This is a genomic window from Parasphingopyxis sp. (genome assembly GCF_052168295.1).
Taxonomy (GTDB): Bacteria; Pseudomonadota; Alphaproteobacteria; order Sphingomonadales; family Sphingomonadaceae; genus Parasphingopyxis.
Genome location: NZ_JBQLZN010000033.1, coordinates 24,178 through 46,008, shown reverse-complemented (window position 1 = coordinate 46,008; position 21,831 = coordinate 24,178). Strand labels below are relative to the sequence as shown.

Below are 21,831 nucleotides of genomic sequence, written 5' to 3'. Positions count from 1 at the left end.
CGGAAAGGATCAACCGATGAAAAACCAGACTATGCAACGCAATGCAACGCGCGGACCGCGCACTAACGAGCGTAGCCCGATCGCCGATATCCCCGAAGACTATGATTATGACGAGCGCGGCCTGTTCTCGCGGACGGCCGACGAAATCATGTCGTGGTTCGGCGACGACGAAGCCGAAGCCCGGCGCAAGTTCGATACGCTGATGGATCGGCGTTTTGGAACGGGCAGCGCGACGCGCAGCTTTTCCGCACGCCCCTGGAACCGCCATCTGACCGCGTTTCGCGACCACTGGTCGTCGGTCATGAGCGGCGCGACGGGTCTCAACACGCGAGACGCCGATGACGAACAGTTCAGCGACGATTATGTCGCCTGGCGCAACAGCCAGATAGCCGCCTATGATCGCGACTATGAAGAATTCATGCGCGAGAAGCAGGAGCGCTTTAATCGCGAATTTTCGCAATGGCGCAAGAAGCGCTACGAACAGCGCCTCGCAGTGGGCACCGTCAAGGAAGGCCAGGAAGTAACGGGTTCGGACGGCGAGAAAGTCGGCACTGTCGACTATATCCGCGGCAGCTCCGTGATCCTCGCGAAGAACGATCCGCAGGCTAATGGCCACCACCATTCGATTCCATCGACATGGATCGACGAAGTAACTGATAAGGTCATCCTCAACCGGACTGCGGAAGAAGCGCAGGAAGAATGGCGCGATATCGAAGCGCGCAAGGCGTTCTTCGAGAGCGACTATGAAAGTGATGATCCGAACATCACCGAAAAGACCTATGCACGTACGCTGCATGACAAGGTCTAACTGCCTGTAACCACAAACATTCTCGCTCCATGAGCGAGGCGAGAGCCCGGCCTCCAACGGCCGGGCCTTTTCGTTTCGGCTGGCGATACGCGCTTGGCCTGCTACGCTCGGTTGCAATCGAAAACCCGAGTCGTACCAGGAGAGACATATGGCCACTGCATGGCACCTGAAATCCCGCCCCGAAGCGATGCCCGCGCATGAGAATTTCGAGCTCAAGGAATTCGAGCAGACGCCGATGGGCGACGGCACGATCCGCGTCGCGAACAAATGGCTCTCGGTCGATCCCTATATGCGCGGCCGGATGCGCGACGTGAAAAGCTATGTCCCGCCCTTCGCGATCGGCGAACCGATGCAGGGCGGCGCGATCGGCGAAGTCGTCGAGAGCAATGCCGACGGGTTCGAGGTCGGCGACATGGTGCAGCATATGATGGGCTGGCGCGACGAGGCCGTGGTCCCGGCCGCCGAAGCCCAGAAGCTGCCCGATCTCGGCATTCCGATTCAGTCTTTTCTCGGCTTTCTCGGCATGCCGGGCATGACGGCCTATTTCGGCCTGCTCGAAGTCGGCCAGGCGAAGGAGGGCGATATCGTATTCGTCTCCGGCGCGGCGGGCGCTGTCGGCTCGACCGTGATCCAGGTCGCCAAGGCCAAGGGCATGACGGCGATCGGTTCGGCCGGCGGGCAGGATAAATGCGACTGGGTCAAATCGCTCGGCGCCGACGACTGTATCGATTACAAGGCAGAAGGCGAATTGCTCGACAAGATGATGGCCGCGATGCCCAACGGCCTCGACGTCTATTTCGACAATGTCGGCGGCGAGCATCTGGACTGCGCTTTCGCGGTCGCCAATCAGGGCGCCCGCTTTTCCGAATGCGGGATGATCTCGGGTTATAACAGCACCGAGCCTATGGAATTCCGCTACATCATGAACCTGATCGGTAAGGGCATCACCATGCGCGGCTTCATCGTCACCCAGTTCATGGATCGGATGGCCGAGTTCCACCAGGATATGGGCGCGATGCTGCAGGCCGGGAAGCTGACCAGCCAGGAAACCGTACATGAGGGGCTGGACAGCCAAGTCGATGCGTTCATCGGCCTGTTTACCGGCGGCAATACGGGGAAGATGCTCGTCAAGGTCTGACCGTTTCGGGCGCGATTTCAAGCGCCTCCGCTTGATCCGACTCGCAGCTTCGCTGCATCCTCCCGGCCGAGGAGGCGTGCGTGCGCAAGGTCGGTCTGCTTTTTGTCCACGGTATCGGCGAACAGGAGCGCTTCGACCATCTACGCCACTCGGTCGGCGAGCTGGCTGAAATCATCAAGGGCGAGGGCAAGCGCCGCGTCACGGTCACCGACCGGACGGAAGGATGGAAGCGCGAACCCGACGCGCCCGAATTCGGCGCCTATGCGACCGCACCGATGACCGTGCATCTCCACGATCAGGCGGAGACCGACCCGATCGTGCAGATCGACTGCCACGAAGTGTGGTGGGGCGATCTCGGCGCGCGGACCACGCTATCGGAAACCATCGGCTTCTGGTCCTGGGGGCTCGGCCAATGGGCAGCGCCCATCTATCGCGAGCTGGACCCGACGGGCATGCGGGAATCGCCCGAGATCCGTTCGACCACCCAGCCGCAGCAGCAAACCCGGCCCGATGCGCCGCTACATGGCGAACCGCCCGAACCGGAAATCCTGATGCCGCGCGGCGGCGGAGAGTTTGTCGAGGATTTCTGGGTGCGCGCGCGCCTCGCAGCCGCCGCCTTCGCAACCATCCTCAGCGTCTTTTCCTGGACGCTGCTCGGCAAGCTGGTCAGCATGATCGCCCGGGTGCCCTTTGCGAGCCTGCTCGTCCAATATGTCGGGGATGTGCGCGTCTATGAGCGGCGCGCCTATCCCAATAACAGCCTGCCGAGCGACCCCGGCCAGCCGCTGCGCGTGCCGATCCGCCGCCGCATGGTGACGCAGATGGTCGCGATGGGCACGCATCATTACGACCATTGGGGCGTCGCGGCGCACAGCCTGGGATCGGTGCTCGCCTATAACGGGCTGACCGAGACGGGCCATGCCCTGCCCAACTATCTGACGCAGAAAGCCTGGGCCGAGCTACCGGGCTTTTACAAACACGACCCGACGCAATGCCGCCGGCGGCCGGAGACGATGCACCGGATGATGCCGGCGCGGCCGACCTGGCTCGCCGACGAAGAGTGTATCAGCCGGCGCAAGATATTCGCCGGGCTCAGATGCTTTTTCACCTATGGTTCGCCGCTCGACAAATTTGCCGCGGTCTGGCCGCGGATCGTGGCGACCCCCGACGACCAGGTGCCCCTGCCCGCACCTGACGGCACCGAAGAAGAAGATCACAAGCCGCGGCGCGCCTTCCCGCCCGAATGCCGCTGGGTCAATCTCTACAGCGACAACGATCCGGTCGCGGGCAAGCTCGACGCCTATCAGGCCGAAGGGCTGCCCGAGCTCCTGCCGGACCTCACAAATGTCGGCACGCGCTGGGACTTTCATGTCGGCATTTCTCATGTCCGCTATCTGCTTTCGCGCGAACGCACGGACAGCGGGGCCAAGCGCGTCGTGCAGCGCCGCGCAATCGCCAACTGGCTGATCGACGGCGTTGGAAGCGAAGATGTCCCGGGCCATGCCGGGGTCGGCACCTTCTGGTTCGCGACGGCGCAATTTGTCGCAACCGGCGGGTTGCTGCTCTTGCTCACCGGTATCGTGGCCGCGATCGCTGGCGGGGTATTGGCCTGGCTCGGCATAGAGACGCCGGTCCCGACGGATAGTTGGACCGGCTGGCCCCCCGTTCTCGCCGTCATCTCCGGACTGACGCTTGCGGGGATCGCACTGGTAGGCCTGAGCCGCTGGCGGCGCGAGGCCGCACTCAACTGGGATCTTGCCCGATCCGATAACAAGCCGAAGCTGACCATCGCTTTTCTCGGAACGCAGAGCATCGTATCGGCGCTGCTCTTCACGCTGGCCGCCCCGACGCTGGACGTCGCGGCGCTCGCCAATCTGGGCTTTCTGGATCAGACGCTGTTCGTAGCGCTCCCGCCATGGGCCACTTTGGCGCTCGCCGCCATCCTGCTCGGCATGGCGCTCGTCGCGCAATCGGCGATCACGTACATCTTCACCCGCATTTCCGTGCGCAGGGTCGAGAAAGAAGGGGCCGCCGCTAAAGCCGGTTAGTGCCGAACGTGTCGCAGGCCGCCGGATCGCCGGTTTCGAGGCCGCGGCGCAGCCAGCGCATCCGCTGTTCGGACGTACCGTGGGTGAAGCTTTCGGGCACCGTATAGCCCTGCGCCTGGCGCTGCAGCGTATCGTCGCCGATCGCGTTCGCCGCCTGCATGCCTTCCTCCATGTCGCCCGGTTCCATCCGGTCGCGGTTGCGTGCGGCCCATACCCCGGCATAGCAATCGGCCTGCAGCTCCATGCGCACCTGCAGCGCATTGCCCTCTTCCGAACTCACGCTCTGCTGCCGCGTGCGGACGTCCCGCGCGACGCCGGTCAGATACTGGATATGATGGCCGACCTCGTGCGCGATAACATAGGCCTGGGCGAAATCGCCGCCCGCGCCCATCTCGCGCTCCATCTGGTCGAAGAAGCTCGTGTCGAGATAGATGCCCTGGTCGGCCGGGCAGTAGAAGGGACCCATCGTGGCCGACGCTGCACCGCAGCCCGAGCGCGTGCCACCCTGGTAGAAGTTGAGCGTCGGCGGCGCATATTGCGACCCGTTCCGCCGGAACAAGTCGGTCCACGTCTGTTCGGTCGAAGTCAGCACGCGGCAGGCGAAGAGTTCTGCCTCGGTATCGCAGGCCTGCGGCGTTCCCGTGCCCTGTTCGGCGGAACCCGACGGCGCGACGTTGCCGACCTGCAGCCCGCCGCTCGAAAACAGGAAATAGCCGATAATCGCGATGACGATGATCGTGCCGAGCCCCATGCGGCGGCCGAGCAGCATCGGCAGCAGCCCGATCAGTCCGCCGAGCCCGCCGCCCCTGAAGCCACCACCGCCGCCGCCACGCCCGCGGTCACGCGTATTCCGGCTCGGATCGAGATCGTCGAGACGCATGGCAAATTCCTCCCTCGGCCAGAACGACCTGGAAAGACAATGCGCGGGCGCAGCGCAAGTTGCAATTTTTCCGTGGATAGGCGCCGCATGCCGTTGCAACGCGCCGCCAGCTTTACGATAAGCGGCGGTAATCATGGCGGATATCGAACCCATGCGCGAACCGGCCCTGCCGCTCCCCGAACAGACGGCGCTCGTCCTGCAAGGCGGCGGCGCGCTCGGCTCGTACCAGGCCGGCGTATTCGAGGCGCTCGCCGGAGCCGGCATCATGCCGGACTGGGTCGCGGGCATATCGATCGGCGCGATCAACGCCGCGATCATCGCGGGCAACCCGCCGGAGAATCGCGTCCGCCAACTCCGCGAGTTCTGGGAAGAGGTGACGGCGGCGCTGCCCAGCTTCCCGGTCTGGCCCGACGGCTATATGCGCGAAGCGCTGCACCAATGGTCGGCCGGTTTCGTTGCGACCTTCGGCGTGCCGGGCTTTTTCCAGCCGCGGCCCATGCCGCCCTTCATCGCGCTCCCCGGCACCGACGCGGCACTGAGCTTCTATGACAGCGCGCCGCTACGCGAGACGCTGGACCGCTATATCGACTGGGAGCGTATCAATAGCGGCGCCGTCCGCCTGTCGGTCGGCGCGGTTAACGTCGAAACGGGCAATTTCCGCTATTTCGACAGCGCGCTCGAGCCGCTCGACGCCCGGCACATCATGGCGTCGGGGGCGCTGCCGCCAGGCCTGCCGCCGGTCGAGATCGACGGCTGCCTGTGGTGGGACGGCGGGCTCGTATCGAATACGCCGCTCCAGCATATCGTCGCCGAACGCGCGGCGGACATGCTGGTCTTCCAAGTCGACCTGTTCGCCGCATCCGACGGCCGCCCGGAAACGATCGACGATGTGCTCGCCCGCGAAAAGGAGATCCGCTATTCGAGCCGGACCCGCCAGATCACCGACCAGTTTCTCGAACGCAGCAGGACGGCCGACACGATCCGCGCGGCGCTGAACAAGCTGCCCGAGAGCCTGTGCGACGATCCCGATATCGCCGCGCTCAAGGCGCTGGCCGAAGAACCCGCACTCAACATCGTTCACCTCATTCACAAGGCCAATGCCTGGGAGGGCGGCGCGCGCGACTACGAATTTTCGCGGCGTACGATGGAGGAGCATTGGGCGGCCGGCCGCGCCGCCGTCGCGGCGACGATGCGGCAGGGCGACGTCATCGCGCGCAATATCGTCGACGGCAAGAGCGCCGCCTTCGATCTCGGCACCGTTTAGAGAAGAAAGCGATTTCCATGTTTCTTAAAGGCAAGACCGCGATCGTTACCGGCTCCACGTCTGGCATCGGCCTCGCCTATGCCAAGGTGCTGGCGGGCGAAGGCGCGAGCGTGATGATCAACGGTTTCGGCGACGCCGACGAAATCGAAGCCGAGCGCGCGGCGCTGGAAGAAACGTCAGGCGCCAAGGCCGCCTATTCCGATGCGGACATGACCGACCCCGAAGCGATCGAGGCGATGGTCGTCCGTTGTGCGGAAGAACTGGGCACGGCCGATATCGCGATCGCCAATGCCGGCATTCAGCATGTCGCACCGATCGAGGATTTCCCGGTCGGAAAATGGGACGCGATCGTCGCGATCAATCTGTCATCGGCTTGGCACCTTGCCCGGCTAACCGTCCCGACGATGAAGCAGAAAGGCTGGGGCCGGATCATCTGCACCGCGTCGGCCCATTCGCTCGTCGCGAGCCCCAACAAGTCGGCCTATGTCGCGGCGAAACACGGCATTGCCGGGCTGGTCAAAACGCTGGCGCTCGAAACCGCGCAGCACGGCATCACCGTGAACTGCATCAGCCCCGGCTATGTCTGGACCCCGCTGGTCGAGAAGCAGATTCCCGACACGATGCGCTCGCGCGGTATGACGCGCGAGGAAGTGATGAACGACGTCCTGCTCGCCGCCCAGCCGACCAAACAGTTCGTCACGCCCGAACAGGTCGCCGCCCAGGCGCTCTATCTGTGCCGCGACGAAGCCGCATCGACGACCGGCGCCAATCTCGTCATCGACGGCGGCTGGACAGCGCAGTAGCGGCTATGCCGGACGCACGGGATCGGCTAGGCTTTCCAGCATGATGGGGCGAGTGCTTGCAATAATCTCCGCGATTACAGCGGCTTTGCTGACCGCGTCCTGCGCTTATACGACCGGCGTCACCGGTACGCCCGCGGGCGCGAATCCCGATCAGGAACTGCCGACCATCTGGCGCTCGATCGCGACGCAAGACGACCGGAGGCGGATATCCAATGCCCGCCGGTCCTTCCGCGAGGGCGTCGCCGATGCCTCGGCGGGCGGCCATGCGCACGAGGTCGCGCAGGAAGGCGTGCTGCTGCAGCCGGATGCCGGCCTCGCCGATCCGCGCCCACCGGCCGGCTATTATCGCTGCCGCTTCGTGAAGCTCGGATCGCAGGGTAGCGTGCCCCTCTCTTTCGTCGCCTATCCCTGGTTCCGCTGCCGGATCGACGATCAGGGCGAGACCCTGCGCTTCGAAAAGCTCACCGGATCGCAGCGGCCGAGCGGCACCTTCTACCCCGATAACCGGCTGCGGATGGTCTTTCTCGGCGTGCTCGTGCTCGGCGACGAAACGCGCGCCCATGTCTATGGCCGCGACGCGACGCGCGACATGTCCGGCATCCTCGAGCGGATCGGCGACGCGCGCTGGCGGCTCGTGCTACCCTATCCGCGCTTTGAGTCGCTGGTCGATGTGATCGAGCTGGTGCCAGAGGACTGAGGGAGGGGCGAATGACGGCCTGGACGATCGACGGGACGATAGAATCGGCGGATGAGGGTCGGTCGGGGCTGGCACAGACGATCTATCGCCGGATAGTGTTTCGCGACGTCCACGGCGAGACGATTGAGCATAGAAAGCTGGTCGCGCTCCCGAAAATGAAAGCCATGATCGCGCCCGGCCTGTCGGGGCGCTTCTATCTGTTCAAGGCCGGAGACCAGCGGGGCATATATGCGGCCCGCACCGCATCCGGAGAAGAATTGCTCGCCTTTCCCAATCTCGCGACATGGATCTATGCGATCTGCTTTTTCGTAAGCCTGCCGATCTTCCTGCTGAACTGGTCAGAAGATGGCATTGCCAGCCTTTTCACCCTGACGCCGCTGATCGCGACCGTGATCGGCGCGGTCATGCTCCCGATCCAGTTGCGGACCCGATCTCAGGCACTCGCCCAGTTCGAAGCCGATGCCGGTTTCACGGCGAAAGCCGGACACGCGCCCAACCCGTAACGCCATTTCGAGGATATCGACATGAAACACCTGCTCTACGCCCTTCCCCTCCTCTTCGCGGCCACGCCAGCGCATGCAGACGCGCTGAGCGATGCGATCGCCGCAGACATGCCGGAGCTGATGGAACTCTACCGCCATCTGCATGCCAATCCCGAACTCTCCTTCCAGGAAGACGATACGGCCGCGCATCTGGCCGCGATCGCCGAGGAGCTGGGCTTCGACGTGACGACCGGGGTCGGCGGGCATGGCGTCGTCGCGGTCATGGAAAACGGCCCGGGCCCGACACTGCTCCTCCGCGCCGATATGGACGGGCTGCCGGTGCGGGAGGAAACCGGCCTTCCCTTTGCGAGCACGGTCGTCGCGACCACCGATGAGGGCATCGAATCGCACGTCATGCACGCGTGCGCGCACGATACGCATATGACGGCCTGGGTCGGCGCGGTCCGCCAGCTCGTCGCGCGGCGCGATCAATGGTCGGGCACGCTCGTCGCGATCCTCCAGCCGGCCGAGGAACGCGGCGCCGGCGCGCGCATGATGCTCGAAGACGGGCTCTATGAGCGCTTCCCCCGGCCCGACTATGCGCTCACCTTCCATAACGCCGCCTCGGCCCCGGCGGGCACAATCGGCGTCGTATCCGGTTTCGCCATGGCCAATGTCGACAGCGTCGATATCCATGTGCGTGGCGTGGGCGGCCACGGCGCCTATCCGCATACGACGCGCGACCCCATCGTGCTCGGTTCGCGGATCGTCGGCGCGCTGCAGACGCTGGTCAGCCGCGAGGTCGATCCGCAGCAGCCCGCCGTCGTGACCGTCGGCAGTTTCCGCGCGGGCTCGAAACACAATATCATTTCGGACGAAGCGCAGCTGCTGCTTACCGTCCGCAGCTATACCGACGAGGTGCGCGAGCAGCTGCTGAGCGGCATCGAAAGGATCGCACGCGCCGAGGGCATGGTTGCGGGGCTGCCCGATGACCTGCTGCCCTTGGTGACGCGGCGCGACGAGTATACGCCCGCGGTTTACAACACGCCGGAAATGTCGGGCGAACTGATGACGCTGTGGCGCGGTCGGTTCGGCGAAGATCGCGTGCTCGAAGGCGAGCCTGTCATGGGTGGCGAGGATTTCAGCCGCTATTACCGCGCCGACCGAGACAATGTGCAGAGCGTGCTCTTCTGGGTCGGCGGCGTGCCGCACGATCGCTGGGAGGCCGCGCAACGCGGCGAGATCGAGCTGCCCTCGCTCCACAGCGCGCACTGGGCGCCCGATGCCGAAACTGTTGTTGGCACGGCGACTGAAGCGCTCGTCGTCGCGGCGCTCGATATTCTGCAACCGGAAAGCAACGCGGACTAGCGCCGATAGGGCTCGCAGCCGATCCCGTCATTGTCGCGGTCGAGATGCGGGCCGTAACCGGGCTGGCCGCGATAGACGGGCGCGGCCCCCGCCGCCCGCGCCGCATCGCAATTGACGAACGCGCCGGATGCTCTGCGCGTGGCCGGTGTCGAGCGCGCTGCGCCATCGCAATGACGCACACCCGTCGAGCCGTCCCTATGACATCTATCGGCGGCCAAGCCGCCCGGATGGAGCATCATCGCGGCAATGGCGATCGACAGCGACATGACATCCTCCTTCCGCCGAAGCGGTGCGAGAATATCAGACGGTCCTTTCGAAAGATTAACGTGCAGCGGACCGTTCGAAACGCGGCGCGAAAAATTCAGCCGTTATGCATAGCTCGGGTCGAGATCCTGGCCGTGATCGACGAGCCATTGCAGCGCGGCGGCGACATCGGCCTCTTCAGGGTCGTATACATCGGACATCGCGTGAATCAGCGTGTCGCGGAACTGCCACTGGCTCTGCGCCGAAAAGTGGAGGGGCGGCAGGTCTCCGTGGCGATACACACCCATCGAGCGCGCCGTTACGATATGTGGAGGATAAACCCGCACACCGACGCCGAACCAGTGGCGTTCATCGAACCGCTTGTCGAACCCGCGTACCGATTTCGCGAAGCCGGCGATGACGGCATCGCGGCCCGAAAGCGCGCACGCGAAGCTCGTTCCCGACACAGTATAGCGGACGCCCTCGGCCAGAAACGCGGCCAGCCGGTCCCATCCATCGTCATCGCAGCAGGCATCGAAAGCCGCGATCCATTCGCGCCATCGCTCGATCATATCACTCTCCTCCAGACAAATGCGCTTGCCTTGTCGGCACCCGACATAATAGAATCAATTACCTATAGATCATGAAGCAAGAGACTGTCGCATTCGGGCCAGTGCTCGCGCGCTATCGCCGGGCGCTCCGTCTATCGCAGGAGGGGCTGGGAATGCGCTGCGACCTGTCGCAGCGTCATATCAGTTTCCTCGAAACCGGCCGCGCGCAGCCTGGTCGCCAGGCACTGCGCAAGCTGGTCGCGGGCCTTGGCCTGAGCGGGAGCGAGGCCGCAATGTTGCTCGCGGCGGCAGGGTTGCGTGCCGCCCGTCATCCGCTGCGCTGGAACGATGGGGTGATGGCGCCGATTCGCGACAGCCTCGCGCGCCTGGTGGATAAATACGAACCCTGGCCGAGCTATGTATTCGCGGCCGACGGCACGGTCCTGCTGCGCAATAGCGGCGTCGATCGTCTGCTCGACTGGCTTTCGCCGGACAGATGCTTGTGGAGCGAGACCGCCGCAGACGGCACTCTCAACATCTTCGATCTCAGCCTGCATCCGGCGGGCGTCTCGCAATGGCTGGTCGAGCCCGAGCGAACCGTTCCGCATATCTTGCGCCGTCTCCGCAACGCCGCGCGCAACGATGCCGGGGCCAGACGGACATTCGAACGCGTATCCCGCTATCCCGCCGCGCGCGCCGCCCGCATCACGGAAGAAGAGTGTGCGGACGACCCCGCGGCCGTCATCATGGAATGCTATCGCACGCAGGACCGCACGTTCCGCTTCCACGCCACGCTCGCCCATTTCGGCGCCGCCGAAGACCGGACGGCCGAGAATATCACGATCGAAACGCTGATACCCGCCGATACCGAGACGGCCGCAGCACTCGAATCGCTGTCACCCGTTCCGGCGGCATAAGAAAACGCCCGCCTGGATTGCTCCGGACGGGCGTCTCTTCTCCTCCCCAGGAAAAGCTCGGTAATCTGGGCAGGCACCCTCTCCCATAGGGTGTTCAATACAAAAGATGGGGGCACCTGCCCCCATCAGTAAGCTTGTTTACTCGGCCGCCTCGACGAACTGGTCGGCTTCGGTCGATTCGGCGAGTGCCGTGGTCGAGCTCTGGCCGCCCGTGATCGCGTTGGAGACCATATCGAAATAACCGGTGCCGACTTCGCGCTGGTGACGCGTCGCGGTGTAGCCATTTTCTTCCGAATCGAACTCGGCCTGCTGCAGCTCCGAATAGGCCGCCATGCCGCGATCCTTGTAGCCGCGGGCGAGTTCGAACATGCCGTGGTTGAGCTGGTGGAAACCGGCCAGCGTCACGAACTGGAACTTGTAGCCCATCGCGCCGATCTCGCGCTGGAACTTGGCGATCGTATCCTTGTCGAGATTGGCCTCCCAGTTGAAGCTGGGCGAGCAGTTATAGGCCAGCATCTTGTTCGGATATTCCTTCTTGATCGCTTCGGCGAAGCGGCGGGCATCGTCGAGATTGGGCTTCGACGTTTCCCACCACAGAAGGTCGGCATGCTCGGCAAAGGCGAGGCCGCGCTTGATGCAGTGATCGACGCCCGTGCCGTCCTTGAGACGGAAAAAGCCTTCGGGCGTGCGCTCGCCGGTCATGAACTCATGATCGCGCTCGTCGATGTCCGAGGTCATGAGCTTCGCACTCTCTGCATCGGTGCGGGCACAGATGACCATCGGCACGCCGCAGACGTCCGCGGCGAGGCGCGCGGCATCGAGATTGCGAATATGCGCCTGGGTCGGGATCAGCACCTTACCGCCGAGATGGCCGCATTTCTTTTCGCTCGCGAGCTGGTCTTCATAATGCACGCCCGCGGCGCCGGCCGTCACATAGGCCTTCATGATCTCGAAACAGTTGAGCGGTCCGCCAAAGCCAGCCTCGGCGTCGGCGACGATCGGCGCGAACCAGTCGCGCTCCGCCCCGCCTTCCGAATGCTCGATCTGGTCGGCGCGCTGCAGCGTGTTGTTGATCTTGCGCGCCAGCTCGGGACCCGCATTGGCCGGATAGAGCGACTGATCGGGATACATGGCGCCGGCCGTGTTATTGTCGGCCGCGACCTGCCAGCCGGACAGGTAGATCGCCTGCAGCCCGGCGCGCACCATCTGCATCGCCTGATTGCCGGACAGCGCGCCGAGCGCGTTGATATAGTCTTCGCTGTGCAGCAGCTCCCAGAGCTTGTTCGCGCCCTTGGTCGCCAGCGTGTAATCGATCTTCACCGACCCGCGCAGCGCCGCGACCTTGTCGGGGCCATAGGGACGGGTGATGCCGTCGAAACGGCCGGGTGCGGCGGGAATCAGCTCTTCGAAAGTCGCCATTGCAGTTAATCCTTTACATCTCTTTTCGCTTGGGGAGGAACGGCTTTGCGCCGCGCTTCGCTAATTCTCATAGCCGATTCGCGTTCCAGCGCCCATGCTGCAGTGCGATATATTCGGTTCGGCTGTCGGACATCTCGCGGCTGGCTGTGTATTTTTGTAAAGTTATTGACAAGCGTCTGGCCACGGCCGAGAGGAAGACATGGCCGACCCCAAGCTCTTTGCCGGACACCGGATCAAGCGCGTCCGCCGCCAGGCCGGGCTCACCCAGGCGGCGATGGCCGAGACGCTCGATATCAGCCCGAGCTATTTGAACCTCATCGAGCGCAACCAGCGGCCGCTTTCGGCAACGCTGCTGTTGCGTCTCGCCGAACAGTTCGATTTCGATCCGCGTAGCCTGTCCGACGATGAGCCGGGCGGCGGCGAGACGGGGCTCCGGCGGCGGCTCGCCGATCCGCTCTTCTCCGACCTCGACATCGACCGCAACGAGCTGCTCGAATGGCTGGCCGCGGCCCCGGGTGGCGCGGAGGCCTTCGCCCGCACCTTTGACCGCATGGTGCAGGGCGGTGGCAGCGGCGATCCGCAGGCGCTGGATCCGATCATCCCCGTCCGCCGCGAGATCGAGCGCTGGAAAAACCATTATGCCGATCTCGACAGCCAGGCCGAGGCGCTCGCCGATGAGTTACGCCTCGGCGCGGGCGATCTCTACGGCGCGATCGCCGAACGCCTGCGCTCCAAGCACCAGCTCACGATCCGCATCCTGCCCGCCGATGTCATGCCCGACCGGCTGCGGCGGCTCGATCTGCACGCGCGCCAGTTGCAGCTTTCCGAAATGCTCGACCAGGCGAGCCGCACTTTCCAGGCCGGCTTCCAGCTCGCCCAGATCGAAGCCAAGGCCGAGATAGACGCGCTGGTCGCCGGGGCCGAATTCGCCGAAGCCGTACAGGAGCGTTTCTATCATCGGCACCTCGCCGGCTATTTCGCCGCCGGACTGATGATGCCCTATCGCCGGTTCCTGCGCGCCTGCGAAGGGAGCGGTTATGATTTCGAGTTGTTGCAGCGGCGCTTCGGCGCGGGATTCGAGCAGGTCGCGCATCGGCTGACGACGCTGCAGCGTGTCGGCGAGCGCGGCCTGCCCTTCTTCATGATGCGCATCGACCGGGCGGGGACGGTGTCCAAACGCTATGCCGGGGCCAGCGGATCGCCGCTGACCGATGCGACGGGCTTTTGCCCGCTCTGGCATATCCACCGCGCCTTCGACCGACCCGGCGAATTTTCGCGCCAGCTGGTTGTCCTCGAGGATGAGAGCCGCTGGCTGACGATTTCGCGCACCGTTCATCCGGTCAGCCGCGCGCCGAGCGGCGTGCGCGCCGAGTTCGCAATCGGGCTTGGGCTGGCGGCCGAGCACGCCGGATCGCTGGCCGAGGCACGGGGCATGGACTTGCAGGCGGGCACGGCGACGCCGATCGGGCTTGGCTGCCGCGCCTGTACGCGCGCCGATTGCCCGCAGCGCAGCGCACCGCCCTCGGGCCGCGCGCTCCTTATCAACGAACGCGAACGGGCCTTGACGCCCTTTGCTTTTGCAGGCGATTAACCGGGCATCCCAACGCTCGACCGGAGGCCTGAAAATGCAGAGATTTTCGACCCTTATGCTGTCCGCAGCGCTGCTCGCCATGCCGGCGACGGCTGCAGCCGAACCGACGCCGATCACGGTCCGCGTCCTTTCCGACGATGCGAAGTTCATCGGTACGACATTGGGCGGCGCGCATGTCGTGATCCGCGATGCCGAGACCAATGCCGTGCTCGCCGAGGGCGTGACCGCAGGCACCACCGGCAATACCGACCGGATCGTCAATACGCCGCGCGCCCGGCACGGCAGCATTGCGGGCGAAGGCGATGCCGGCTTTTCCGCGACGATCGATATCGACGCGCCGACGCGCGTACGGATCGACGCCCATGGGCCGGTCGATCATCCGCAGGCCGCAACCGCCGCCTCGCAGACGCTCTGGATGATACCGGGCCGCCCGCCGCATGGCGCGGACGGGGTGATCCTGACCCTGTCCGGCCTGATCGTCGATCTCGGCGCGCCGTCCTCCTTCGGCCGCGAGTTTTCGGCGGGGACCGAAGTGCCGATCGCGGTCGAAGTCGCTCATCTGTGCGGCTGCCCGCTGACGCCGGGCGGGACATGGGACGCGGACCAGTATGAGATCAGCTACAGCGTCACGCGCGACGGCGCGGCCGTGACCGACGGCGATCTCGCCTATGCGGGAACGGCCACGCAATTCGCGGGCGCGTTCACGCCGGCCGAAAGCGGTGTCCATACGATATCGGTGATCGCCTATCACCCGATCACCGGGAATACCGGTGTCGGTAGCCGGACGATCACCGTCCGTTAGAGAAGCCCCTTTGGATCCCCGTTCGCCTTAAGCGCTTCGACCACATCCTTCACGCGCTGGCTTTCGCCGCGCGGCAGGATGAGAACGGCATCGCCGGTCGCGACGACAATCAGGTCGTTGACGCCGACGGCGGCCACTGTCGGTCCGTCGGAGTGGATAAGCGTATTCGCGCTGTCGATGGCTAGGGCGTCGCCCGACAACGCATTCCCGGCCGCATCCTTCTCCAGCAAATCGTGCAGCGCATCCCAACTGCCAAGGTCCGACCAACCCATGCTGACCGGCACGACGGCGACACGGTCGGCCTTCTCCATCACCGCATAGTCGATGGAAATGGACGGCGCGGCGCCGAACGCTGCGGCGTCGGGTTCAACGGAATCCGCATCCGCCGCCACATCCGCCATCGCCGCGCGGGCCGCTGCCGCAATCTCCGGCGCATGGGCGTCGAGCCCGTCGAGATAGGCGCGGGCGGTGAACAGGAAGATGCCGCCATTCCAGTGATAGCCGCCTGCGGCCAAAAACCGATCGGCCGTTTCGCGGTCCGGCTTCTCGACGAACCGTTCCACCGCGAACGCGCCATCGCCGATGGCCCCGCCTTCCAGAATATAGCCATAGCCCGTTTTCGGCCCGTCCGGCGCGATGCCGAACGTGACAAGCCAGTCTTCCGCCGCCAATTCGGCCGCCGTCTCGACTGCCGCCTGAAAGGCCGGGACGTCGGCGATCACATGGTCGCTCGGCATGACCAGCATCAGCGCATCCGGGTCCAGCGCGAGCGCGGCGAGCGCAATCGCCGGCGCAGTGTTGCGCGCCATCGGCTCGAGCATCAGGCGCGCATCGCCGCCCAGCGCGCGCAGCATATCGGCCTGCGCCGCGCCGCCAACCAGCATCGGCCGCGTGAACCGGTCCCCGGTCGTGCGCGCGATCGTCTCTTCGAGCATCGTGCGCTCGCTTGCCAGCGGGAGGAACTGCTTGGCGCGCGCCTTGCGCGAGAGCGGCCAGAGCCGCGTACCGCTGCCGCCGGTCAGGATGACGGGAGTGATCAGGGGTTTCGCCATGCACGGCCTTATGGCGGTTTAGCCCGCGCGGCGAAAGCCGTTATGCCACGGACCGGTAATAGTCGCGCCAGATCGCCTGGCCGCGTGCATTGTAACTCTTCATCGCTTCGACCAGCCGGTCGCGCGGACCATTGTCGACCATCGCGCCGGGCAGCAGCGGATCGAGGTTGATGAGCCGGATCGCGGCCTGGCCGAGCAGCAGGGATTCGCGGGCGGCGGCACCGAGCGGCAGGTCGCCTAGCCGGGCGGCGCTCGTTTCGATGACCGCCAGCGCCTCGGCATAGCGCGCCTGCAGCTGCTCGGCGTCCCACAACGTTGCGAAATCCATGCCATCGGGCGCGGCATAGTCGGCCAGTTCGAACAGCATCGCGCCCGCATCGAGACCGATCCCGATCAACTCGGCGCGCAGCGTCTCGATGTCCATGGCAAGATTGGCAGGGCGCACCCAGAGATCGGGCTCGGCCTCGGCAAAGCCGTTGAGCTTGAGGGCCTGGGACCGCGCTGCCAACTGCTTGCGATCGGTACGTCCGAGATTGCCGGCGGGCACGGCGAGCCAGCCGCCCGCCCAGTCCCGTGTGCGTTCGCGGACATTGCGCCAGCCGCGGACCTGATCGCGCAAGGGCCGCGATACGGGGCCGGATACGTATAGCCCGCGCCCCGCGCTCTCCAGCAACCCCTCCTTGATCAGCCGCGTCGCCGCCATGCGCATCGCGCTATCCTCGATCTCGAAGATCGAGCCGGCCGCGACGAGCTGCGCCGCCGTCATCTGCCGCGTGCCGACGGCGTTCATCAGCGACAGGATGAGGCTGCGCCCCGTCATGTCTGCGCCGTCCGGCCGATCGAATGAAACAGAAATTGACATAATATGTGATTATCAGTTATAAGTTTTGCGGTCACCTTGCAAGGGAGCGATCATGTCCGAACCGGTCAGCCTGTCCGACGCCGTCAGCAAGGACGAATTGCGCGCGCTGATGAAGACGTCCGACGTCAAGGCGCTGGGTATCCTCGCGATCAACTACTCGATCATCGCCGGTGCATTCGCGATGGCAATCCTGTGGCCCAATCCGCTGACGATCCTGCTCGCTATCGCACTGCTTGCCGGGCGTCAGCTCGGCCTTTCGGTGATCATGCACGATTGTGCACATCACGCTTTCTTTTCGAGCCGCCGGGTCAACGAGTTCGTCGGCCATTGGCTGGCGGGCGGGCCGATGAACGTTTCGCTGCGCGCCTATCGCAAATATCATCTGACGCATCACCAGCATGCCGGCACGCCGAAGGATCCGGATATCGCGCTCGTCAAAAACTATCCGGTGCCGCGCGACAGTTTGCGCCGCAAGTTCACGCGCGATTTCACCGGGCGCACGGGCATTCGCGACCTGATCTTCAAGCTGCGCAAGCTGAAGCTGCCCAAGGACCTGCCCTGGCTCGCCTTTCATGCTGTGCTGTTCGCTGCACTCTGGCTCGCGGGGGCGCCCTGGGCCTATGCGCTGTGGTGGGTGGCCGAGCTCTTCGTCTTCCCCGCCGTCACCCGGCTGCGCAATATCGGCGAGCATGGGGTGGTGAAGGACCGGCTGAGCCTCGAACCGCGCGACAATACGAACACCACGATCGCCAACCCGATCGAGCGGCTGTTCCTCGCGCCCAACTACGTCAACTATCATTGCGAGCATCACCATTTCGCGGCCGTGCCGCCCTATAACCTGCCCAAGCTGCACAGGTTGTTGCGCGAACGCGGCTATTATGACCGGCACGACTGCCTCTCGCGCGGCTATCGCGACGTCATCCGGCGCGCCATCCGGCCCGAACCCGTAGCGGCGGCGGCCTGACATGGCGCGGGGCGAAGAGGGCGTCGCGGAAAGCGACATCGCGCAATGGCTGGGCGGGCGCAGCTTCGCCGACTGGAAGGCCGAGTTCGACGAAACCGGTTATCTGATCTTCGAAAACGTACTGCCGCCCGAAGAGGTTGATCGCCAGCGCGCGGCGCTGCAGCCTTGGCTCGATGCGGACGTCACGGGCCGCAACGATTTCGAGGGCATGAAGTCCAATCGCGTCTATGCGATGCTCGCCAAGTCGCCGGTCTTCGCCGATCTCGTCACCCATCCGTTGGCGCTCGCCTTTGCCGAGGCCGATCTGGGTAAGAGCTGCCTGCTCTCCGCCTGCCTCGCGATCAAGCTGCAGCCCGGCGAGACCGTCCAGCCTTGGCACTATGACGACAGCCATTTACGCGTCGATCGCCCGCGCCCGTCCTTCGGTGTCAGCACCTTCTGGGCGATCGACCCGATGACCGAGGATAATGGCGCGACCGAGCTGCTGCCCGGCAGCCATCTCTGGCCCGAAGACAGCATTGCCGGCGCGAACAGCGCCGCCGATTTCGCCAACACCGAGATCCGCGATGTCGATGACGATCCGGCCGCACGCGACGACGCGATCAAGGCGATCATGCCGTCCGGCTCGCTGATGGTGACCAAGGGCACGCTTTGGCATCGCGGCGGCGCGAACCGGTCGGACGCGCCGCGCCTGATCGTCACGCCCCAATATTGCACGGGCTGGGCGCGGCAACTTGAGAATATGGCGATGACGATGACGCCCGCTCAGGCGGCAACCCTGCCCGAGCGCGCCCGCGAATTGATCGGCTATTCGATCCACCCGCCCTTCATGGGCTATGTCGACGGCATGCACCCGAAGCGTGTATTGGAGGATACGCAGCAACAGGGAGGGTGAATCATGGCCGGATCGGCAATTGTTCTCGGCGTCGGTGCCGAACGCGGGCTCGGCGCGGCAATCGCGCGGCGGTTCGCCGCCGAGGGACTGCACACGATCGTTTCCGGCCGGACCAAGGACAAGCTCGATGCGGTCGTCGAAAGCATCGCGGCCGATGGCGGCAGCGCGGAAGCGCTGGCCGGCGACGCGACCGATGCCGGCGACATCGCGGCGCTGTTGGACCATGCGGCCGCGCAAGGAGCCATCGACGCGGTCATCTACAATGTCGGCAATAATGCGATCATCCCCTTCGCGGAGCTGACGAGCGAACAGTTCGAGCAATTCTGGCGGGTCTGCTGTCTCGGCGGCATGCTGACCGCCAAGGCGGCGATGCCGATCCTCGCCGAACAGGGCCATGGCTCCATGCTGTTCACCGGTGCGTCTGCCTCGCTGCGCGGGCGGCCCGCTTTCGCCCATTTCGCCGCCGCCAAGGCGGGGCTGAGGATGCTCGCCCAGTCGCTGGCGCGCGAATATGGGCCTGAGGGCGTCCATGTCGGCCATGTTGTCGTCGATGGCGTGATCGACGGTGAAATGGTGCGCAGCCGCTTCGGCGAATATCTCGAACAGCTGGGCGAGGATGGCAGCCTCGATCCGGACGCGATCGCGGAAAATTTCTGGCATCTGCACAGCCAGCACCGCTCCGCATGGACGCACGAAATCGACCTCCGGCCGTTCAAGGAAAACTGGTAGCCCGATGAGCGTGCTCAAAGTCGATAAGCATGGCGCGGTGGCAGTGCTGACCCTAAACCGCCCGGATTCGATGAACGCGCTGAGCAACGGCCCGGACGGCGCGGAAATTGCCGCCGCGTGCGACGAGGTGACAGCCGATCCCGATATCCGCGCGGCGATCCTGACCGGCGCGGGCCGGGCCTTCTCGGCCGGCGGCGACATCAAGGCGATGGGCAAACGCGATGGCGCGTTCGGCGGCGCGCCCGACGATATCCGGCGCAGCTATCGCGGCGGCATCCACAAGCTGGTGCGCGCGCTCTACCATTTCGAGCTGCCGCTGATCGCCGCGGTCAACGGCCCGGCCATCGGCCTGGGGTGCGACGTCGCCTGCATGGCCGATCTCCGGATCGCCTCGGACAAAGCGAAGTTCGGCGTGACCTTCCTGAAGCTCGCGCTGATCCCGGGCGATGGCGGGGCATGGCTGTTGCCGCGGATCATCGGCCATGCGCGCGCAGCCGAGCTGCTCTACACCGGCGATGTGATCGATGCCGAAACGGCGCTCGAATGGGGGCTGGTTTCGCGCGTCGTGCCGGGCGAACGGCTGATGGACGACGCCATGGAGCTGGCCGAAAAAATCGCCGGCCAGCCGCCACAGGCGCTGCGCCTCGCCAAACAGCTGATGCGGCGCGGCGCGACCAGCGATTTCGACACGATCATGGAAATGTCGGCCGCGAGCCAGGCGCTGATGCATGTGACCGAGGATCATATCGAGGGCATCGACGCCATTCTCGAGAAGCGAGTCCCTGATTTCAAAGGAAAATAGCGCGTTTCACGCCGAGCGGTCCAACCCGCCGCCGTAAAACATCCCGACAGGGCTATTGTGTCGGATTTCTTTACGATTTGCGGCTAAGACAGTCTGAATTGCAGGCAATAACGGGCGTTTCCGGGCGTGATCAGGCTGTTCAAACATTATGTGCCCAATGCGGTGCTGCTGCTGGGGATCATGGATTTCATCCTGCTCTTTGTCGCGGCGGAGCTCGGATGGGTCTATCGGCTCAGCCAGATCGGCGCGATACCCGAACCGGTAACGACGCGGATTCCCGAGCTGCTCGCCTTCGCCGTCGCACTCGAAATCGCGATGATCGCGGTCGGCGTATACGGCACCGAGGCGCTCAATTCGCTGCGTTTCGCGCTCGCCCGCCTGCTCGTGGCGATCTCGATCGGGATCATCTGCCTTTCGGCGATCTTCTTCCTCGTGCCCGATCTCTCGCTCTGGCGGTCCAATCTCTTCTACTCGATGATCATCGCAACCGTCCTCCTGTTCGGGATGCGTATCCTGCTCGGCAAGACGCTGGGCGGCGCAGCCTTCAAGCGGCGCCTCGTCGTCCTGGGCGCGGGCAGCCGGGCGCAGCGGATCAAGGATCTCGCCAAGGATCCGGGTTCCGGCTTCGTCGTCGTCGGTTATATAGCGATGAACGACGGGCGGCAGGAAATCCCCGAAGCGATCAATCGCGAGGCGATCTACAATCTCGCCGACCATGTCGTGCTGTTGAATGCGAGCGAGGTCGTGCTGGCGCTCGAGGAGCGGCGAAACGCGCTGCCGCTCGACGATCTGTTGCGGATCAAGACGACGGGCGTGCACGTTAACGACCTGTCGAGCTTCCTCGAACGCGAAACGGGCCGGGTCGATCTCGACAGCGTCAATCCGAGCTGGCTGATCTTCTCCGACGGCTTTTCGAGCGGGCGGCGGATTTCGAGCGCGCTCAAACGCCTGTTCGATATCGTCGCCAGCGCGCTACTGCTGGTCGTCACCGCACCGATCATCCTCCTGACCGCGATCGCCATCAAGCTCGAAAGCAAGGGCCCCGCTTTCTTCCGCCAGAAGCGCGTCGGCCAGTACGGCCAGGAGTTCGAGCTGATCAAGCTCCGCTCCATGCGCGACAATGCGGAGAAGGATGGCGAAGCCGTCTGGGCGCAGAAAAACGACCCGCGCATCACCCGGGTCGGCCGTTTCATCCGCAAGATCCGGATCGACGAGCTGCCCCAGGCCTGGACCGTCCTGAAGGGCGAGATGAGCTTCGTCGGCCCGCGCCCGGAACGCAAACAGTTTGTCGACGATCTGGCGACCAAGATGCCCTATTATGCCGAGCGCCATATGGTGAAGCCCGGGATCACCGGCTGGGCGCAGGTCAACTATCCTTATGGCGCGAGCCTGGAGGATGCGCGGCACAAGCTCGAATATGATCTCTACTATGCCAAGAATTACACGCCCTTCCTCGATCTGCTGATCCTCCTGCAGACCGTACGCGTCGTGATCTGGCCCGAAGGCGCGCGCTGAC

General features: G+C 64.8%; 22 protein-coding genes. 16 read left to right on the top strand and 6 right to left on the bottom strand.

Going from position 1 to position 21,831, the window contains the following annotated elements; translation table 11 throughout:
- Positions 1-16 precede the first annotated feature (16 nt).
- The 3 genes from ACTS1Z_RS05440 (at position 17) to ACTS1Z_RS05430 (ending at position 3,994) form a co-directional block, all read left to right on the top strand.
- Positions 17-808 carry a DUF2171 domain-containing protein gene (locus tag ACTS1Z_RS05440; RefSeq protein WP_442623430.1) on the top strand — a complete coding sequence of 264 codons (792 nt, stop codon included), beginning with the start codon at positions 17-19 and terminating at the stop codon, positions 806-808.
- Positions 809-956: 148 nt separating this feature from the next.
- The gene (locus ACTS1Z_RS05435; protein WP_442623429.1) at positions 957-1,946 is read left to right on the top strand and encodes an NADP-dependent oxidoreductase; all 990 of its coding nucleotides are present in this window, start codon (positions 957-959) and stop codon (positions 1,944-1,946) included.
- Positions 1,947-2,026: 80 nt separating this feature from the next.
- Complete coding sequence (locus tag ACTS1Z_RS05430) at positions 2,027-3,994, top strand: hypothetical protein (RefSeq protein WP_442623428.1); 1,968 nt, start codon at positions 2,027-2,029, stop codon at positions 3,992-3,994.
- Here the strand turns inward: ACTS1Z_RS05430 and ypfJ are convergent.
- Entirely contained in the window at positions 3,981-4,874 is an 894-nt protein-coding gene (ypfJ, locus tag ACTS1Z_RS05425; protein ID WP_442623427.1) for a KPN_02809 family neutral zinc metallopeptidase, read from the bottom strand. The genes ACTS1Z_RS05430 and ypfJ overlap by 14 nt on opposite strands.
- A 133-nt stretch (positions 4,875-5,007) precedes the next feature.
- Between ypfJ and ACTS1Z_RS05420 the strand changes: the two genes are divergently transcribed.
- Genes ACTS1Z_RS05420 through ACTS1Z_RS05400 form a run of 5 tightly spaced genes read left to right on the top strand, consistent with a single transcriptional unit; the run spans position 5,008 to position 9,488 of the window.
- Positions 5,008-6,138 carry a patatin-like phospholipase family protein gene (locus ACTS1Z_RS05420; RefSeq protein ID WP_442623426.1) on the top strand — a complete coding sequence of 377 codons (1,131 nt, stop codon included), beginning with the start codon at positions 5,008-5,010 and terminating at the stop codon, positions 6,136-6,138.
- A 17-nt stretch (positions 6,139-6,155) separates the two neighbouring features.
- Positions 6,156-6,941, top strand: coding sequence for a 3-hydroxybutyrate dehydrogenase (locus ACTS1Z_RS05415; RefSeq protein WP_442623425.1), 786 nt, complete (start codon positions 6,156-6,158; stop codon positions 6,939-6,941).
- Positions 6,942-6,984: 43 nt separating this feature from the next.
- Complete coding sequence (locus tag ACTS1Z_RS05410) at positions 6,985-7,638, top strand: DUF4893 domain-containing protein (protein ID WP_442623448.1); 654 nt, start codon at positions 6,985-6,987, stop codon at positions 7,636-7,638.
- 11 nt (positions 7,639-7,649) lie between these two features.
- Positions 7,650-8,141: a hypothetical protein gene (locus ACTS1Z_RS05405; protein WP_442623424.1), complete on the top strand. Its 492-nt coding sequence runs from the start codon at positions 7,650-7,652 to the stop codon at positions 8,139-8,141.
- Between the two features lie 21 nt (positions 8,142-8,162).
- On the top strand, positions 8,163-9,488 hold the full coding sequence (locus ACTS1Z_RS05400; protein WP_442623423.1) for an amidohydrolase: 1,326 nt from the start codon (positions 8,163-8,165) through the stop codon (positions 9,486-9,488).
- On the opposite strand, the gene ACTS1Z_RS05395 is transcribed toward ACTS1Z_RS05400, so the two are convergent.
- Together ACTS1Z_RS05395 and ACTS1Z_RS05390 are read right to left on the bottom strand one after the other, a co-directional pair.
- A complete protein-coding gene (locus ACTS1Z_RS05395; RefSeq protein ID WP_442623422.1) occupies positions 9,485-9,754 on the bottom strand; it encodes an excalibur calcium-binding domain-containing protein in 270 nt (89 codons plus the stop codon). The two genes, ACTS1Z_RS05400 and ACTS1Z_RS05395, sit on opposite strands and share 4 nt — an antisense overlap.
- A gap of 102 nt (positions 9,755-9,856) precedes the next feature.
- Positions 9,857-10,303: a hypothetical protein gene (locus ACTS1Z_RS05390; RefSeq protein ID WP_442623421.1), complete on the bottom strand. Its 447-nt coding sequence runs from the start codon at positions 10,301-10,303 to the stop codon at positions 9,857-9,859.
- A gap of 71 nt (positions 10,304-10,374) precedes the next feature.
- Here ACTS1Z_RS05390 and ACTS1Z_RS05385 point away from each other — a divergent pair, with 71 nt between their 5' ends.
- Positions 10,375-11,199, top strand: a complete 825-nt coding sequence (locus tag ACTS1Z_RS05385) for an MmyB family transcriptional regulator (protein ID WP_442623420.1) — start codon at positions 10,375-10,377, stop codon at positions 11,197-11,199.
- Between the two features lie 138 nt (positions 11,200-11,337).
- Here the strand turns inward: ACTS1Z_RS05385 and aceA are convergent, their stop codons facing one another.
- Positions 11,338-12,618, bottom strand: coding sequence for an isocitrate lyase (gene aceA / locus ACTS1Z_RS05380; RefSeq protein ID WP_442623419.1), 1,281 nt, complete (start codon positions 12,616-12,618; stop codon positions 11,338-11,340).
- 199 nt (positions 12,619-12,817) lie between these two features.
- On the opposite strand from aceA, the gene ACTS1Z_RS05375 reads away from it, so the two are divergent.
- Both ACTS1Z_RS05375 and ACTS1Z_RS05370 read left to right on the top strand, forming a co-directional pair.
- The gene (locus tag ACTS1Z_RS05375; protein WP_442623418.1) at positions 12,818-14,209 is read left to right on the top strand and encodes a helix-turn-helix domain-containing protein; all 1,392 of its coding nucleotides are present in this window, start codon (positions 12,818-12,820) and stop codon (positions 14,207-14,209) included.
- A 34-nt stretch (positions 14,210-14,243) separates the two neighbouring features.
- Positions 14,244-15,011, top strand: a complete 768-nt coding sequence (locus ACTS1Z_RS05370) for a hypothetical protein (RefSeq protein ID WP_442623417.1) — start codon at positions 14,244-14,246, stop codon at positions 15,009-15,011.
- Here the strand turns inward: ACTS1Z_RS05370 and ACTS1Z_RS05365 are convergent.
- Both ACTS1Z_RS05365 and ACTS1Z_RS05360 read right to left on the bottom strand, forming a co-directional pair.
- Complete coding sequence (locus ACTS1Z_RS05365) at positions 15,008-16,063, bottom strand: mannose-1-phosphate guanylyltransferase/mannose-6-phosphate isomerase (RefSeq protein ID WP_442623416.1); 1,056 nt, start codon at positions 16,061-16,063, stop codon at positions 15,008-15,010. The genes ACTS1Z_RS05370 and ACTS1Z_RS05365 overlap by 4 nt on opposite strands.
- A 40-nt stretch (positions 16,064-16,103) precedes the next feature.
- Positions 16,104-16,883, bottom strand: coding sequence for a hypothetical protein (locus ACTS1Z_RS05360; RefSeq protein ID WP_442623415.1), 780 nt, complete (start codon positions 16,881-16,883; stop codon positions 16,104-16,106).
- Positions 16,884-16,977: 94 nt separating this feature from the next.
- Between ACTS1Z_RS05360 and ACTS1Z_RS05355 the strand changes: the two genes are divergently transcribed.
- The 5 genes from ACTS1Z_RS05355 (at position 16,978) to ACTS1Z_RS05335 (ending at position 21,830) form a co-directional block, all read left to right on the top strand.
- Positions 16,978-17,889, top strand: coding sequence for a fatty acid desaturase family protein (locus ACTS1Z_RS05355; protein WP_442623414.1), 912 nt, complete (start codon positions 16,978-16,980; stop codon positions 17,887-17,889).
- 1 nt (position 17,890) lies between these two features.
- The gene (locus ACTS1Z_RS05350; RefSeq protein WP_442623413.1) at positions 17,891-18,784 is read left to right on the top strand and encodes a phytanoyl-CoA dioxygenase family protein; all 894 of its coding nucleotides are present in this window, start codon (positions 17,891-17,893) and stop codon (positions 18,782-18,784) included.
- A 3-nt stretch (positions 18,785-18,787) separates the two neighbouring features.
- Positions 18,788-19,513, top strand: coding sequence for an SDR family NAD(P)-dependent oxidoreductase (locus tag ACTS1Z_RS05345; RefSeq protein WP_442623412.1), 726 nt, complete (start codon positions 18,788-18,790; stop codon positions 19,511-19,513).
- Between the two features lie 4 nt (positions 19,514-19,517).
- The gene (locus ACTS1Z_RS05340) at positions 19,518-20,315 is read left to right on the top strand and encodes a crotonase/enoyl-CoA hydratase family protein (protein ID WP_442623411.1); all 798 of its coding nucleotides are present in this window, start codon (positions 19,518-19,520) and stop codon (positions 20,313-20,315) included.
- 126 nt (positions 20,316-20,441) lie between these two features.
- Positions 20,442-21,830: a TIGR03013 family XrtA/PEP-CTERM system glycosyltransferase gene (locus ACTS1Z_RS05335; protein WP_442623410.1), complete on the top strand. Its 1,389-nt coding sequence runs from the start codon at positions 20,442-20,444 to the stop codon at positions 21,828-21,830.
- Position 21,831: the final 1 nt, after the last annotated feature.